This window comes from Desulfitobacterium sp. PCE1, assembly GCF_000384015.1.
Lineage (GTDB): Bacteria > Bacillota > Desulfitobacteriia > Desulfitobacteriales > Desulfitobacteriaceae > Desulfitobacterium > Desulfitobacterium dehalogenans.
Genome location: NZ_KB913023.1, coordinates 3,333,215 through 3,349,009 on the forward strand (window position 1 = coordinate 3,333,215; position 15,795 = coordinate 3,349,009).

The following is a 15,795-nucleotide window of genomic DNA, read 5'->3' on the forward strand; positions in this document are numbered from 1 at the left end:
CGAAGCAGGACTAATGACCTACCTCGCTCTTTATTCAAGCACCCGTCCTGTTAAAAAGAAAAGGGCCATTTACCAAAAAAGATCTCCCGCCGAAAAACGGCAGGGAGATCTTCTTCATCAACACAATAGTTTTTTTATTGCTCACGAATTCCTTACTGGGACTTCCGCCAGCGCAAATCAGGCTTGCGGGCAGCTCCCGTTTCATCCAAACGGGTCACCAGGGTATCGTAGGGAGCATTTTTCACCTTTTCCGCATCTTGCTTCACTTCTTCAGCGATTTGGATCATCACCCTGGCAAATTCCTCCAGAGTCTCCATGCTCTCCGTCTCTGTGGGCTCAATCATCATCGCCTCTTCCACAATGAGGGGGAAGTAAATCGTAGGGGGATGATAACCATAATCCAGAAGCCGCTTGGCAATATCCAAGGTATGGATTCCATAATCCTTCAGATTTTTGGGGGTGATAATAAACTCATGCATGCACACCCGATCATAGGGTAGGTGATAATGCTCCTTCAAAATGCTCATAAGGAAGTTGGCATTGAGGACAGCATTGTGGGATGCAGCAGTCAGCCCCTCCCCGCCCAGAGCCCGGATATAGGCATAGGCTCTCACCAATACTCCGAAATTAGCCTGGAAAGCTCTTACCCGGCCAATGGAGAGAGGACGGTGGGCATCCAAGGTATATTGGCCCCCAGGCGTCCGAGCCACCACAGGTTTGGGCAGATAGGGAGCGAGAAATTCCTTCACCCCCACCGGCCCTGCTCCTGGTCCCCCTCCGCCATGGGGAGTGGAAAAGGTCTTGTGCAGGTTAAGATGAACCACATCAAAACCCATATCGCCAGGACGGGCTATCCCCATGATGGCGTTGGCATTGGCTCCGTCATAATAGATCAGGCCCCCCACATCGTGGATGATTTGGGCGATTTCCAGGATGTTTTCATCAAATAATCCCAGGGTATTGGGGTTGGTCAGCATCAAGGCGGCCACTTCATCGTTGGCGACCTGGCGTAAAGCCTCGATGTCCACTCCTCCCCGCTTATTGCTGGGCACCTGAACGATTTCATATCCGGCCATGGCCGCTGTTGCCGGGTTGGTCCCATGAGCGGAATCGGGAACAATGACTTTTTTGCGTTTAACATCCTGACGATGCTCATGGTAGGCTTTGATGATGAGAATTCCAGTCATCTCCCCATGGGCCCCTGCAGCAGGCTGCAAGGTAAAGGCATCCATGCCTGTAATCTCGGCAAGTTCCTCCTGGAGTTCGACCATTAAGCCCAAGGCACCTTGGGTCAATTCTTCCGGCTGATAGGGATGAATCTGACTAAAGCCCGGCAATCGGGCCAGTTTCTCATTCACCTTGGGATTGTATTTCATGGTGCAGGAACCTAAAGGATAAAACCCTGTATCCACCCCATGATTGAAGGAAGACAGCCGGGTGAAATGGCGGACCACATCCACCTCAGAGATCTCCGGCAGTTCAGGTTCCTTATCTCTTAAAAACTCTTGAGGAATCAAATCCTCCAGAGGAATTTCCGGCACATCACAGGAGGGCAGGCTTACTCCCGTCCGCCCTTCCCTGCTTAGTTCAAAGATCAGCGGTTCTAAGGCTCTCATTTTATCTCCCCCATTCTGGCCACAAGCCTGTCGATATCTTCTTTAGCCTTTGTTTCTGTTACACAGAAGAGAAGATGATGATCCAGTTCGGGGTAGAAGCGGGAAAGTTCAAGACCGCCAATGATCTTATGGCTTAAAAGCACTTCATTGATTTTCCGGGGACTGATCTCAGTCTTGACCACAAACTCATGAAAAAAAGGACTCTGGAAAGCAAGGCTCATACCGGGGAGCTTGCTAATCTCCCGGGCCCCATAATGGGCCTTCTGCAGATTAAGTCTTGCCATTTCTTTTAATCCCTGTTTTCCCAATCCTGAGAGATGGATGGTAAAGGCCAAGGCACAAAGAGCCTCGTTGGAACAGATGTTGGATGCCGCCTTTTCCCGGCGGATATGCTGTTCCCGGGCTTGCAGAGTGAGGACATAGCCCTTCTTGCCGTTTTTGTCTTTGGTGGCACCTACGATCCGCCCGGGCATCCGGCGTACATATTTTTCCCGACAAGCCAGGAACCCCAGATAAGGGCCGCCGAAATTCAGGGGATTGCCAAAGGGCTGACCCTCACCGACCACAATATCCGCCCCCAGCTCCCCTGGAGATTTAAGCAATCCCAAAGACACGGGGTTAACCACCATGACAAAAAGCGCCCCCTTGGCATGTGCCATTTCGCCAATCTCTTGGGCCTTTTCTATGGTACCAAAGAAATTAGGACTTTGGAGAAGGACAGCCGCCACCTCAGTATTCAGTACTTTTTCTAAAGCTTCAAGATCCACGGCCCCCTCCCCATAAGGGACCTCAAGGATTTCTACCCCTCGGGGAAGAAGATAGGTCTGGAGTACCTCCCGGTATTCCGGGTGAATCGTTTGGGGTACCAGGACTTTCTTTCTTCGGGTGGCATCACAGCTCATTAAAGCTGCTTCAGCAAGGGCCGACGCCCCGTCATACATGGAAGCATTGGCACCGTCCATACCCGTCAGCTCACAGACAAGAGTCTGGAACTCATAGATAGCCTGCAAGGTCCCTTGACTGATCTCCGGCTGATAAGGGGTATAGGCCGTATAGAACTCCGAGCGCAGTAAGAGCTGATCCACATAGCTGGGGATAAAGTGCTCATAAGCCCCCGCACCCAAGTAAGAGGTATACTCTTCTACGGTTTTATTCTCCGCAGCCAGCTTGCTGAAGTATTTTACCAGTTCAAGCTCCGATAGTCCCTCCCGAATCTTCAATTGAGCTTGGCGCCGAACGCTTTCCGGGATATCCGCAAAAAGCTCTTCAAGGGAGCCTACTCCAATCCGGGTGAGGATTTGTTCCTGCTGGTCCACCGTGTTCGGCACATAATTCATTTATTGGCCCTCCTCCGCTAGAAACGCCTCATATTCTGCGGCAGATAATAACTGCTCCAATACTTTCAGATCATCCACTTCCACTTTGACCAGCCATCCCTCGCCATAAGGATCATTATTCAAGAGTTCAGGAGAATCCAGAACCTCTTCATTATATTCAACAACCCTGCCACCAATCGGGGCAATAAGATCGGACACTGCTTTAACGGATTCAACGGTTCCAAAAGCCTCTCCGGCCACCACAGTGGTATCGTTATCAGGCAGTTCTACAAAGACCACATCACCTAAGCTGTCCTGGGCATGGGCCGTAATCCCCAAAGTCACGGTATTCCCTTCCACCTTAGCCCACTCATGAGATTTGCTGTACTTTAATTCTACTGGATTCATACTATCATCCTCCTTATTTTGCGGGGAAAAGGAACAGGTCTCTTAACCCCATTTGATTGTTTTATAGAAATTCCCAAGGTACTCCCCTTGACCCTACCGCTTGTAGAACTGAGAGGGAATAATCCGGGCTTTGACGGCTTTCCCACGGATGATGACATCCAAGGTTTCCCCGATTTGAGCATACTCCGGGGGAATCAGCCCAAGGGCAATGTTTTTGTTTAGAGTCGGTGAAAAAGAGCCTGAGGTAATAAAGCCGATTTCTTTTCCTACTTTCTGAAGGGGATAATGGGAGCGGGCTATTCCACGTTCGATCATTTCCAGACCTACCAACTTTCTCGGAATTCCCTTCTCCTTTTGCGCTGATAATGCCTCCTTGCCAACAAAATGTTCCTTTTCCAACCTAACAAAAAATCCCAGTCCAGCCTCCAACGGTGTAATATCCGAGCCGAGCTCATTTCCATATAAGGGCAGCCGGGCTTCAAAACGAAGAGTATCCCGGGCGCCAAGACCGATGGGTTGAACTCCCTCCTCTGCCCCGACTGCGAGGATTCTATCCCACATCCGGGGAGCATGATCAGGAGGGAGGTAAACTTCAAAGCCGTCTTCCCCGGTATACCCTGTTCTGGAGATCAGGCAAAGGACTCCATCCACTTCCCCATGTGTAAACCAATAGTACTTTATTTGAGATAAATCCAACCTCGTAAGCTTTTGGAGGATTTTCTCCGCCAAGGGGCCTTGCAATGCCAGCTGGGCAAAATCCTCAGAGCGATTTTCCAGATGTATCTCAAAGCCCTGAGCTTTATCCTGCATCCAAGCAAAATCCTTATCCGTGTTGGAGGCATTGACCACAATTAAAAAATGTTCCTGACTATAGCGGTACACCAGTAAATCATCCACGACACCCCCATCTGGAGCGCACATAGGAGAATATTGAATTTGGTTATCCTGAATCCGTGAGACATCGTTGGTAAGTATGTACTGCAAGAAAGCAAGGCTATCCTTTCCCTTTAACTCCACCTCACCCATGTGAGAGACATCAAAAAGCCCCGCTTTACTGCGCACCGTCTTGTGCTCCTCAAGGACTCCGGCGTATTGGACCGGCATTTCCCAGCCGCCAAAATCGATGAGCTTTGCTCCTAGTTGCTGATGCTTTTCATACAGTGGTGTTCTTTTTAGATTCGTCACTTAGGACACCTCCCTAGAATTGAGTATTAACCAAAACCGGAAAAAACATTAATGAAACATAGATAAAGAAAACTTGGCTGTTCATTCTGATAGTGCAAAATAAAAAAACAGAGGAATAGCACGTCGCGCTACCTCTGTCCTTTGACCTGAGAGATTTACCCTTTGTTTAGGGCTACCCCTTTGGTGTTCTCTTCTGAGAAGCTCTCCAGAGTTCCGTCTTCCAGCAGTACTTTTGCCTGAGAGTTTCCCCTTCTGAACAGGCGACATTCAGGAAGTTTCTCCTTCGGCGCTCATGATACTGAGTCTCTCCTACTGGGATCATTCGAACCTTATGTATTTTTACCTGCTTTTATTATAGTCAGCAAACCGATTTTCGTCTACACAAATATTCCATTTCCACAAAATAATAAAAGGTACAAATTAATCCCTTACAGCCTGTGGGCGAGATCGTTTAATTCAGTGCCGACCTGTTGCAGCTCCTCCACCATCTGAGCAATCTCCTGAGTGGCTTTTGCCTGTTCTTGAGCTATAACATTGTTTTGAAACACACCATCGACAATCTCTTCCATGGTATCCTGAAAGGTCATCAGCAAATCATTGATTTCATTAGCTGAGCGATTGCTTTCATCTGCAAGCTTGCGCACTTCACCGGCGACCACGGAGAATCCTTTTCCTTGTTCTCCCGCGCGGGCCGCTTCAATAGCCGCATTAAGCCCTAAGAGATTGGTCTGCTTCGACACCCGGCGAATAAATTCGGTGACACCTTCTGTGGCCTTGACATGCTGCTTGGCATTCTGAGCTACCGTGGCTACAGTCTGACTCACACTTGCCACCTCTTGAGAAGAGGCCGCCATTTCCTGTATGGCCCCAGCCGCCTGTTCCAGGGCCTCTCCCATCCGCTCCACATGATCCTTGAGAATTTCTTTCAGCTCTTCATCCCGAAGTAAAAAAGCAATCATCGCAGCTGCAACCTTCGCCACAGGACTAACAATCTCCAAGGGTCCGGCCACTCCAAAGGTCCCCAGCTTTTCATCATCGAGTAAAATGGCAATATTCAAGCCTTCCCGCTGTTTTCCTTGAGAATTAATTTCATCTTCCGCAGTAATTCTGATTTCTTGGATAGAAGTCGTCATGATCCGCCTTGCACCTGCATGGGCAACGCCTACCCGTTGTTTAGCTGAATCTGCAATAATGGTCCCTGACGTGTCACAGACAATTCCATGAAACCCACTCTCAGAATAAATCAAGTCGACGATCCGGTTGGCCAGATTCTCTGTAAGTCTCATTCTCTTCACTCCCACCTCTGCAGGTCAATAATTTTTCAAAATTTTAGAAGAAAACATCAAGTGAAATTTAGTACCTGATCCTAAAAATTATGTAAATAAACCCATTGCTTTTCATTACTAAATATAATACTAAGTATTCAAACTATTGTCCATGGATTTTACCTTAATAATAAACGTTATCCTTTTAGATACATTAAACAAAACTCGACCGGTGCCACGAAAGTTCCGATAGCATAGATAAGACTTGAGCGGATTGTACCGCCCAAGTCTTAAAAGTAGAAATATTAAAGAAAGGCTATTATTAGAGATGGCTTACAACGGAAGCACAGCGGGGGCATAGACTAGGATGTTCTTGATTCTCTCCAACACCCGTATCGTAAATCCAGCAGCGTTCACACTTTTCCCCTGCTGCTGAATTCACAGCTATACCGAAATCCTCCAAGTCTTCTGCCATGATGACACCCTCAGGTTTATCTTCTCCTCCGCTATGGATTTGAACTGCTGATACGATGAAGATTTCCGACAGATTGGGAATATCTCTTAAGAATCCTTCCAGTTTAGCATTGGGATACAGATCTACTTGAGCTGTCAAAGGATGGTTGATCAATTTATCCTGACGGGCTTTTTCCAAGGCCTTCGTTACTTCTGAGCGAACCGCCAACAGGGTTTCCCATTTTTGCTCCAGCGCTTCATCCATCCACTGAGGATCAACCTTTGGCATTTCCTCAGTTTGAATAGGGGAACCGGCGGGCACCCCTGGAACATAAGACCAGATCTCATCCGCCGTATAGGTCAGCACCGGTGCAATCAAGCGTACCAGAGCATTCAGAACGTCATAGAGTACGGTCTGGGAAGCACGGCGCAGGGTAGAATTCTTTCCTTCCACATAAAGACGGTCTTTAACGATATCCAGATAAATGGCACTTAGTTCTACGGCACAGAAGTTATGCACCGTATGGTAAACCCAGTGGAATTCGTATTTTTCATACCCCTGCAGCACCCGCTCGGTAACTTTACCCAGCTGCAGCAAGGCCCAGCGGTCAATCTCCGGCAAATCCTTATAATCCACCCGGTCCTTGGTCGGATCGAAATCATTAAGGTTGCTCAGCAAAAATCTTAAGGTGTTGCGAATCTTGCGGTAGGCTTCGGACATCTGTTTCATAATCCGTGGTGATACCGCTACATCGTTCTTATAATCGGCGGCGCACACCCAGAGTCTTAAGATATCCGCCCCCATCTCCTTAGTTACCTGCAGTGGGTCCACTCCATTGCCCAGGGACTTGGACATTTTGCGTCCTTTTTCGTCCACCAGGAAGCCATGGGTTAGAACTGCCTTATAAGGAGCTTTTCCATAAGCGGCTACCGCTGTGGACAAGGAAGAATTAAACCAGCCCCGGTGTTGGTCCGAGCCTTCCATATACAGGTCGGCGGGCCAGGTGAGCTCCTTCCGTTCCATCAAGACGCTGGTATGGCTGGTTCCGGAGTCGAACCAAACATCCATGATATCTGTCTCTTTGCGGAAGGTTTTACCTCCGCAGGGACAGGTGAATCCTTCAGGCAAAAGCTCTGCAGCGGGACGGGCAAACCAGGCGTCGGACCCTTCCTCACGGAAGATATCCTGAACCTTAGCAATGGTCTCATCGGTAATGATCTCTTTCCCGCAATCTTCACAGTAGAAAATGGGAATGGGAACACCCCAGGTCCGTTGCCGGGAGATACACCAGTCTCCCCGGTCAGCTACCATGTTATAGATACGGTCCTTGCCCCAGGAAGGAATCCACTGAACCTTGTCGATTTCCTCGAGGGCCGCTTTGCGGAATCCGTCGATGGAAGCAAACCATTGTTCTGTGGCCCGATAGATAATGGGGTTATTACAACGCCAGCAATGGGCATAGCTATGCTTTATTTTATCCTCATGAACCAAGGCATTGAGACTTCTTAGATCTTCGATAATAACCGGGTTCGCTTTGTCCACCTTCATGCCCGCATAGGCCCCGCCTTCAGCGGTGAACTTCCCTTGATGATCCACAGGGCAAAGTACGGGAAGCCCATATTCTTTACCGACATTAAAGTCATCTTCCCCATGTCCGGGAGCGGTGTGAACGCAGCCTGTTCCTGCTTCCAGGGTAACATGTTCACCCAGAATGAGTACAGAATCCCGCTCAATGAAAGGATGCTTACAGATAACACCTTCCAGCTCTTTGCCTACGAAACGCTTTTCCACAGGGAGCTCAAGCTGCCAAAGGGAACGCAAGCTCTCCAGCATCCCTTCCGCGACGATCCAATGCTCCTTCTCCACTTGAACCTGAGCATAACTGAACTCCCCATGCAAGGTGATGGCCAGGTTAGCGGGCAAAGTCCAAGGAGTAGTGGTCCAGATGATGACAAAAGTGTTTTCATCCGTAAGGACCCCTTTCCCTTCCTTAACAGGGAACTTGACATAGATGGCATCGGAAGTCTTCTCAGCGTATTCGATCTCCGCTTCTGCCAGAGCCGTCTCACAAGAGGGGCACCAATACACCGGTTTTAATCCTTTATAGATGTACTTCTTGCGCGCCATTTTGCCAAAGACTCCGATTTGTGCAGCTTCATACTCTTTTTCCAGAGTTATATATGGATTTTTCCAATCTCCCCGGACACCTAGCCGTTTGAACTGCTCCCTCTGAATACCGATGTATTTTTTGGCATACTCTTTACACATCCGGCGAAATTCCACGACAGAAACAGAATGGCGATTAACACCTAATTTCTTAATCACCTGCTGCTCGATAGGCAGACCATGAGTATCCCAACCTGGAACATAGGGGGCATCGAAACCCGCCATGGTTTTGTATTTGACAATAATATCTTTAATCACTTTATTCAAAGCATGGCCAAGGTGAATATCACCATTGGCGTAAGGAGGGCCATCGTGAAGAACAAACTTCGGCCGTCCTGCCCGGGCTTTTTGCACCGTTGCATAGATATCTTCCTCTTCCCATTTCTGCAAAATTTCCGGTTCCCGCTGAGGCAGGTTTCCCCGCATGGGGAAGTCTGTCTCAGGCAAATTCAGTGTATTCCGGTAATCCATAATCAAAATTCCTCCCAATCTTAGTCTTTGTTCCTTGCTATACGCGGCCTTAGAGGTGTACGTTCACCCCAGCAGCTTTACCTTTCATCCTCTGCCGGCGCCACCCCACCGCATCCATAAGCCATGGGAATCCGGTGGATATAAAAAATCCCGCACCCAAAAAAGGGACGGGATATCACTCGCGGTACCACCCTTGTTGCCATATTCCATGGCCACTCGGAGGTCCTTTAACGGGGACTAGGCGGAAAGCTTACTCTTATTTCAGCACTTCACTCTAAGGGGATACTCCTTGATTTTCCTCACAGGCTTTCACCATTTCCTGCTCGCTTTAGAGGTTCCAGCAAGGACAGTCCTTATCAACGCTGTTCTATATGAAAATTGTTTAGAGTTTATGAATGATACTTATAGAATATAATGCCCAAAAAGGATGGGTGCTTAATCATTTAACACCTTACGAATGATGGTTACAAGTTTGGCCTGACCTTCCAAATCAACTGGCTCTCTCATAAACAGGCAAAGAACGGGAACTTTCTTCTCTTTCCAAGCCAGGGTTGTTTGATTGAGATCATCCCTGTTTAAGTTTAGTTGATAGGAGTCTGCCTCAGAGGATAAACCGACGACCACACCACGCTGCTCCATTTCATCCAAAGCATGAAAGGCACGGTCCAATAAGTCATCGCTCCCAGCCATGAGGATGTCTCCGTCTCGATAAGGACCAGGTTCCGCTTTACCAATATAGATGACCTGTACTTCCTCTTGATTCTTCAAAGAGTCCGGCGAAGAGGTTATCTCTATTTCGTGGCGACCTAACTTCCCTGTGAAAGAACCTTGCTCCTCTTCATGTAATCCTAATCCCTGCACAAGAAAGTCGGAGCCAAGCTCCGAATACAAAATGCACTTCATGCGAAATCTTCTTCCCCTTTAAAGAAAACTTGGCTTGTGCCAAGCCTGCATAGGCGCAGGCAAAAGCCTTAGTTGCACTTATACTTTTTAAGTGCAAAAAATGTCTAGATTTAATTCTAGCACAATCACTCATTGTTTCGCAAGCATTCAAGAAACACGATCTTTTTCAAAAGCTTCCGCTAAGTCAAGTTGGGCGAGCAAAAAGGATTTCAATTGGGTGCGTATCATTTCCCGGCGCTTTTGTAGCCCTTCAATCTCCTCGTTCACTTGATCAAGCTTCTTCTGAGCCTCGTTCATGCGCTTAGCTTTCTCTTGTTCAGCTTCCTTCACGAGGAGCTCAGCCTCATGCCGTGCCGCTTGCTTCACATCATCGGCAGTCTGTTGAGCCAACACCATGGTTTGCTGCAAAGTGGACTCCAACTGCCTATACTGCTTTAACTCCGCTTCCAGACGCTGAACTTTGTCTCTCAGCTCAAAATTCTCAGCATAGACTCCCTCGAATTCTTTACTGACGCTTTCTAAGAACTTATTCACTTCCTCGGTGTTATAGCCGCGAACCCCTTTGCGGAACTCTTTATTTTGAATATCGATGGGAGTTAATGCCATAATTATCCTCCTCTTAGTGCTTATGAGGTGTATAAAGTATGATGTTCCATGCAATTCTCCCCTTGCGGGTCTCTTGAAACTCGATTAAACGCATACGGCCATAACCGCGGCAGGATAGAATATCCCCAGGCTTCACTTCCATATCAGCTTTGGAAACCAGCAGATCATTCCGTTTAACTTTCCCCTGTTGAATAAGCTCCTGAAGCACAGTGCGGGAAACATTAAAACCGCTAGAAGCCACCGCATCAATACGAGAAGATGCGGCTGTAATACGCCGCTCTTTCCCCTGTTCCACCGAAACCTCTACATCTCCCTCCACGGCCTCCACACGAATCCGTTCCCTTCCCGCCTTATCCCATTGGCTAAGAAGAAAATCGGAAATATCTTGGGCAACGGCAACAAGGCAACTGTGTTCAGTGAAACGTATATCCCCGACAACTTCCCGTTTCAGGCCCAAACCTATTAATGAACCTAAAACCTGCCGATGTTCAAGCTTGCCCCGGGGATCAACCGGGGTCGCCCGCAAAGTTCGGATCTCACTGGGGATGTTATCCAGGACATCAGCATCCTCTCCGATGAGAAACCGCACTCTTTCTGAATCGGGAAAGCCACCCTCCGGTCGAAAAGCAAGACCTTCCCGCCGCAGAATCCCCTCCAGCCAATTGCCCAAAGCCTGTCCGAGAAAAGGAGTCCATACCGGCTTTGCCTTTTTCAGAGCCTCATTACACAAATCCAGCAAATGAGCCCCTTCCAGTTTTTTCTCCTTTTCTGTCCAAAAACTCAGGACACTGCGATCAATACCATATCCCATAGGATAACCACCCCTACCTCATCATTAAAAGTCTGAATAATCCCGGCAGCAGAGCGGAGCGAATAATCATGATCGCAAAATAGGCAAGAATCGGCGAAATATCGATGGAGAAGCCTCCCCCCCCGAACTGAAAACGCCGAAAGGGCTTTAACAGCGGCTCCGTAATATCGTAGAGCATACGCACAAAAGCATTATAGGGCAAATTGGGAATCCAGGATAACAAAGCACGCAGAATAATAGCGTACATAAGGATCATCAGAACCGTATCCGTGACTTGATAAACGAAAAGTATAATAATCACTCCTTATTTTGTGAGAGACCAGAAGAAGCCCTTCTCTTTAAAATCATCTTTCATCTCTCCGGAGATATCCACATTGTTGGGCACAAAGAGAAAGATGCCATTGCCGACTTTTTGCATATTACCACCTAAAGCATAAGTAGCACCGCTGACAAAATCCACAATCCGCTTGGCCAAATTGCGCTCGGCATTTTCCAGGTTGACGATAACTGGACGGCGGTTCTTTAATTGATCGGCGATGTTTTGAGAGTCTTCAAAAGCCTGAGGTTCTATGACCACCACTTTGATTTGTTTTTGAGTATGAATACTGACCACCTGGGCTCCTTTGCGGCTGCCGCTCCCTCTGGTCTCTTCGCGAATCTCTTCCTTCTCCTCTTCTTCTTCGAAATAATCGTCCTCATAGTCTTCATCCGCGAAACCCATAATACCAATAACTTTGTCAAATAACTTAGCCATTGTTCATCGACCTCCTTTAATATACTCATTGGTGGTATCTATTCGTTCTCCAAAGATTTGTCTTCCTACCCGGATTATAGTGGACCCTTCTTGAATGGCCCACTCAAAATCCTGACTCATCCCCATGGATAGTTCTTTGAGGTTCACATGAGGCAGGGTCTTCTTCTCCAGCCGCTCCTTGAGCAGACGAAGTTGCCGGAAAAAGCCTTGAGTGTCCTCAGGTGAAGCATTTAATGCCCCGATGGTCATCAATCCATACACCCGAATATGCTTATAGCCTGCTGCCTCCGTCAGGAAATCCTCCACTTCCTCTTCCAGCAATCCTGCCTTTTGGGAGTCCCGGGCAATATTAACCTGGACAAGTGTGGGCCAGACAATATTCCGCTGAGCTCCTTGACTTTCCAGAGTTTCTAACAGGCTAAGCCTGTCCAGGGAGTGAATAAGGGTGACCCTCTCGTCAAGATACTTTACCTTATTGGTTTGCAAACGTCCGATTAAATGCCATTCACAATCCTTCGGAAGTTGTATTACCTTATCCTGCCACTCTTGAACTCTGTTCTCGGCGAAAAACCGCTGTCCTGCTTCATACGCCTTTTCAACTGTCCCGACGCTCATCGTTTTACTTACTGCCAGTAGTTTTATTGCGGATGGATCCCGGCCGCTTTTCACGGCAGCCTGATGAATCCTCTGCTGTACAGCAGATAGATTTCCAAATATATCCATTTCTTACACCGTCCATCTTGTTTCAATTCTACAAAGAAGGCTTGTTTCCTGCCTATTTTATAATATAGGTCAGGATTGAGAAACATTTTTTAGATTCATGATTAACCCGTCTATCCCCATCCGGGGATTGGTGATGACGGGAATTCCATGGGGCAAGTTCTCAACACAAATGACCTGGTCGTTTTGGTCCAGGATTTTTACCTTACGGTACTGAATTGCCCCTTCCTTAACGATATAGACCCCTTGCTCTTCCCCTTTAATCCATAAACTGCTCTTAGGAATAAGCACTCCGCTGACTGGGGGCCTTTGTACAAGGGAAATATCCTGAAGCCTCTGTCGGCTGGTCCCATTGATATATTGGTTAAATTGGACAACCAAACCATGGGGTTCATCCAAGAGCCGCAAAATCTTAGCATTGTAGCTCTGATCATTGATGATCAACTTAATGCTCTTCCCCACCTCATACTCATCTGGATCAACCTTAATCACCGCCACTGTAGGCTTGAGATTATTGACGATCTTACCGATGACTCTCCCTGCTGCAACGTTGCCGCTGTTCTGAGGGGGTTGTACCTCCTGGTCTTCCTGAGCTGTGGATAAATCCTGGGTTGGTTGAAGAATTTTACCCACATCCATAGCCAACAGATTTTCCGGTGTCAAATAAGTTTCCAAGCCATCAATCACGGAAAATACAATCCCACCACTGGGTGCATAGATGGGATGAGCCGAAGGAGAGGTCTCCTGTCCCAATGCCAGCCCTCCGGACTGAATTCTGGCGATAAGGTCCCCCTTGCGTACTCTTTCCCCTTCCTTAACCAAAAACTCCGGTGTTCCTGCACCAGGCGCTTTAAGCAAGACCTCTTCATTAGCAAAAACTGCTGAAACGGTCTGGAGATGTTCAATACTCCCCTGCCTTGCTATATCAACCTTAAGTGATCCCGTTAGGAAGCTGGAACGGTAAACCCATCCTAGAGAACCTAGGAGAAGAAGAAGAAAAACTCCTACGCCAAACACTCGAATAACCTTATAAATTCCCCTCCTTGGACTCCTCTTCATTCTTTTTCTCTCCATTTCCCGTTGGTAATTCGCAGATAAATACCGAGCCTGACCCCAGTTCAGAGGCCACCGTAATTTTTCCTTTGACTCCTTCGACGATATGCTTGACGATACTTAAGCCCAGCCCTGTTCCCCCTTGTTCCCGGGAGCGGGCCTTATCCACTCGGTAAAAGCGTTCAAAGATCCGGGGCAGGTCCCCTTCTGGAATCCCACATCCTGTATCGCCGAATTCTAATAAAATCTTTCCGTCATCATGAAAAGCATGTAACCACACTTTTCCTTTCACTGTATATTTTACAGCATTTTCCATAAGGTTGAGAAGTACCTGGCTTAATAAATCTATTCCTATACCAACTTCCGGCAGATCTCTGGGGATTTTAATTTCCAGCTCGATTTTTTTGGCCTCAGCATAAGGCTCAATCACCGGACGTATCTTCTCATAAGCCTCTTGGACTTTGCTCATGCCCTGACCCGAGTCCTGTCGTTGATTTTCGATTCGGGAAAGAGTGAGCAACTCATCCACCAATCGCTGTAAGCGCAACGTCTCCTTATGGATGATATTTAAAAAACGCTCCCGCAAGTGAGGCACGTCCGACGCCCCATCCAGCAGAGTTTCTACAAAGCCCTTAATCGAGGTTAAAGGGGTTCTCAGCTCATGGGATACATTACCGACAAACTCCGTCCGAAGCAGCTCCAGGCGGCGAATTTCCGTAATGTCATAGCACACAATCACTGCCCCCTGAGAGCGGACCTTCTCTCCGGTTATAGGACTGACCTGTGCCCGAATAATAAGCTTGGAATCGGTAACCAGCTCGATTTGGCCGGAGATACCCTTTTCCAAAGCTTGAGTCACAAGGTCTTCCAGCTCCTCAAACCCGTATAATTCACTAAAGTGTTTATCCCGGACAGCCTCCTGCTCTCTGCCGAAAAGCCTTTCGGCCGCACGATTGAGCAATACAATACGTCCCACATGGTCCAGGGAAATAACTCCTTCCTGCATACCGGCAAGAATGGCCTGGATCTTCTGAGCTTCTTGTCGATTGTTCAACATGCTGAGATTGACTTGCTGACCCAAGTTAGTAATCGCTCTCGATAGGGTTCCTAATTCATCGGAATCCTCTGGATGATGGGCTGGCCGAAACTCCTCTTGAAGAATCCCTGCAATCGCATCATTAATTTTTCGGATTCGCCTTTCAAATTGGGAAGCAAAGAAGAAAATTATTCCCCCGGGGAGAAGAATCGCCAAAACTATCGCCAAAACATCGATATCCATACGAATCCCTGTTTGTACTTGAGCACCCAGCCAGAAAAGCAGTATTGAAAGGGAATTAACCAACAGATAAAGACCTAACACAAGCCACTTAATCTTCATGTTCTATCCTTTCAAACGATACCCAATACCGCGCAATGTTTCGATATATTCAGGATTAGAAGGGTCTTTTTCGATTTTTAGTCTGAGATGCCGCACATGGACATCCACTGTTCGCGTATCTCCAGCATATTCATATCCCCAAATTCGTTCAAGAAGCTCATCCCGGGTGTAGACTTTCCCAGGATAGGCCGCCAGGACACGCAGTAATTCAAATTCTTTCGGAGTTAATTCTATGTGCTGTCCTCGAACGGATACTCGAAAACGGTCCAAATCAATATGCAGATCCTGCCGAACGATATCGTTGTTCTCTTCGGAAGGCTTTATCCGCCGCAGCCTTGCCCGGATTCTTGCCACGAGCTCCCGCGGGCTAAAGGGTTTCGTAATATAATCATCGGCTCCGATCTCCAGCCCCAATACTTTATCTATCTCTTCCCCTTTTGCTGTCAGCATAATGACCGGCAGATCGGCAAATCTGGGCATCTTGCGGATTTGATTCAATACCTCAAGACCGCTTATGCCAGGAAGCATAATATCAAGGACTAAAAGCTCCGGTTGTTTCTCCTCAAGGATATGTAATGCTTCAGAACCGTCCGAAGCGATCAATACCTGGTAGCCTTCTTTTTCAAGGTTAAATTTAAGTAGTTCTTGAATTGGTTCTTCATCATCAACCACCAAAATTACGGCCACAA

The 15,795-nt window shown here is 47.7% G+C and carries 15 protein-coding genes, 1 riboswitch and 1 other annotated feature; all 15 genes read right to left on the reverse strand.

The window, feature by feature from the left end; translation table 11 throughout:
* Positions 1-152: 152 nt before the first annotated feature.
* On the reverse strand, positions 153-1,616 hold the full coding sequence (gcvPB, locus tag DESPCE1_RS0116670; protein WP_014795171.1) for an aminomethyl-transferring glycine dehydrogenase subunit GcvPB: 1,464 nt from the start codon (positions 1,614-1,616) through the stop codon (positions 153-155).
* Positions 1,613-2,953, reverse strand: coding sequence for an aminomethyl-transferring glycine dehydrogenase subunit GcvPA (gcvPA, locus tag DESPCE1_RS0116675; protein ID WP_014795172.1), 1,341 nt, complete (start codon positions 2,951-2,953; stop codon positions 1,613-1,615). Before gcvPA ends, gcvPB begins: the two co-directional genes overlap by 4 nt.
* The gene (gene gcvH, locus DESPCE1_RS0116680) at positions 2,954-3,340 is read right to left on the reverse strand and encodes a glycine cleavage system protein GcvH (protein WP_014795173.1); all 387 of its coding nucleotides are present in this window, start codon (positions 3,338-3,340) and stop codon (positions 2,954-2,956) included.
* Positions 3,341-3,433: 93 nt separating this feature from the next.
* A complete protein-coding gene (gene gcvT, locus DESPCE1_RS0116685; RefSeq protein ID WP_014795174.1) occupies positions 3,434-4,525 on the reverse strand; it encodes a glycine cleavage system aminomethyltransferase GcvT in 1,092 nt (363 codons plus the stop codon).
* Positions 4,526-4,739: 214 nt separating this feature from the next.
* A riboswitch (glycine riboswitch) is annotated at positions 4,740-4,847 on the reverse strand.
* 106 nt (positions 4,848-4,953) lie between these two features.
* Entirely contained in the window at positions 4,954-5,811 is an 858-nt protein-coding gene (locus tag DESPCE1_RS0116695; RefSeq protein ID WP_014795175.1) for a sugar diacid recognition domain-containing protein, read from the reverse strand.
* A 301-nt stretch (positions 5,812-6,112) separates the two neighbouring features.
* The gene (ileS, locus tag DESPCE1_RS0116700) at positions 6,113-8,881 is read right to left on the reverse strand and encodes an isoleucine--tRNA ligase (RefSeq protein ID WP_014795176.1); all 2,769 of its coding nucleotides are present in this window, start codon (positions 8,879-8,881) and stop codon (positions 6,113-6,115) included.
* 160 nt (positions 8,882-9,041) lie between these two features.
* Positions 9,042-9,250, reverse strand: a binding site (T-box leader).
* A gap of 66 nt (positions 9,251-9,316) precedes the next feature.
* The gene (locus DESPCE1_RS0116710; protein WP_014795177.1) at positions 9,317-9,784 is read right to left on the reverse strand and encodes a hypothetical protein; all 468 of its coding nucleotides are present in this window, start codon (positions 9,782-9,784) and stop codon (positions 9,317-9,319) included.
* Positions 9,785-9,931: 147 nt separating this feature from the next.
* A complete protein-coding gene (locus DESPCE1_RS0116715) occupies positions 9,932-10,390 on the reverse strand; it encodes a DivIVA domain-containing protein (RefSeq protein WP_014795178.1) in 459 nt (152 codons plus the stop codon).
* 13 nt (positions 10,391-10,403) lie between these two features.
* On the reverse strand, positions 10,404-11,201 hold the full coding sequence (locus tag DESPCE1_RS0116720) for an RNA-binding protein (RefSeq protein WP_014795179.1): 798 nt from the start codon (positions 11,199-11,201) through the stop codon (positions 10,404-10,406).
* A gap of 13 nt (positions 11,202-11,214) precedes the next feature.
* On the reverse strand, positions 11,215-11,502 hold the full coding sequence (locus DESPCE1_RS0116725; RefSeq protein ID WP_019851096.1) for a YggT family protein: 288 nt from the start codon (positions 11,500-11,502) through the stop codon (positions 11,215-11,217).
* A gap of 3 nt (positions 11,503-11,505) precedes the next feature.
* Complete coding sequence (locus tag DESPCE1_RS0116730) at positions 11,506-11,955, reverse strand: cell division protein SepF (RefSeq protein ID WP_014795181.1); 450 nt, start codon at positions 11,953-11,955, stop codon at positions 11,506-11,508.
* Between the two features lie 3 nt (positions 11,956-11,958).
* Positions 11,959-12,678 carry a YggS family pyridoxal phosphate-dependent enzyme gene (locus DESPCE1_RS0116735; protein WP_014795182.1) on the reverse strand — a complete coding sequence of 240 codons (720 nt, stop codon included), beginning with the start codon at positions 12,676-12,678 and terminating at the stop codon, positions 11,959-11,961.
* Positions 12,679-12,747: 69 nt separating this feature from the next.
* Positions 12,748-13,734 (reverse strand): HlyD family efflux transporter periplasmic adaptor subunit, encoded by a 987-nt coding sequence (locus DESPCE1_RS0116740; protein WP_014795183.1) that lies wholly within the window; start codon positions 13,732-13,734, stop codon positions 12,748-12,750.
* Complete coding sequence (locus DESPCE1_RS0116745; RefSeq protein WP_014795184.1) at positions 13,703-15,106, reverse strand: cell wall metabolism sensor histidine kinase WalK; 1,404 nt, start codon at positions 15,104-15,106, stop codon at positions 13,703-13,705. Before DESPCE1_RS0116745 ends, DESPCE1_RS0116740 begins: the two co-directional genes overlap by 32 nt.
* Positions 15,107-15,109: 3 nt before the next feature.
* On the reverse strand, positions 15,110-15,793 hold the full coding sequence (locus tag DESPCE1_RS0116750; RefSeq protein WP_014795185.1) for a response regulator: 684 nt from the start codon (positions 15,791-15,793) through the stop codon (positions 15,110-15,112).
* Positions 15,794-15,795: the final 2 nt, after the last annotated feature.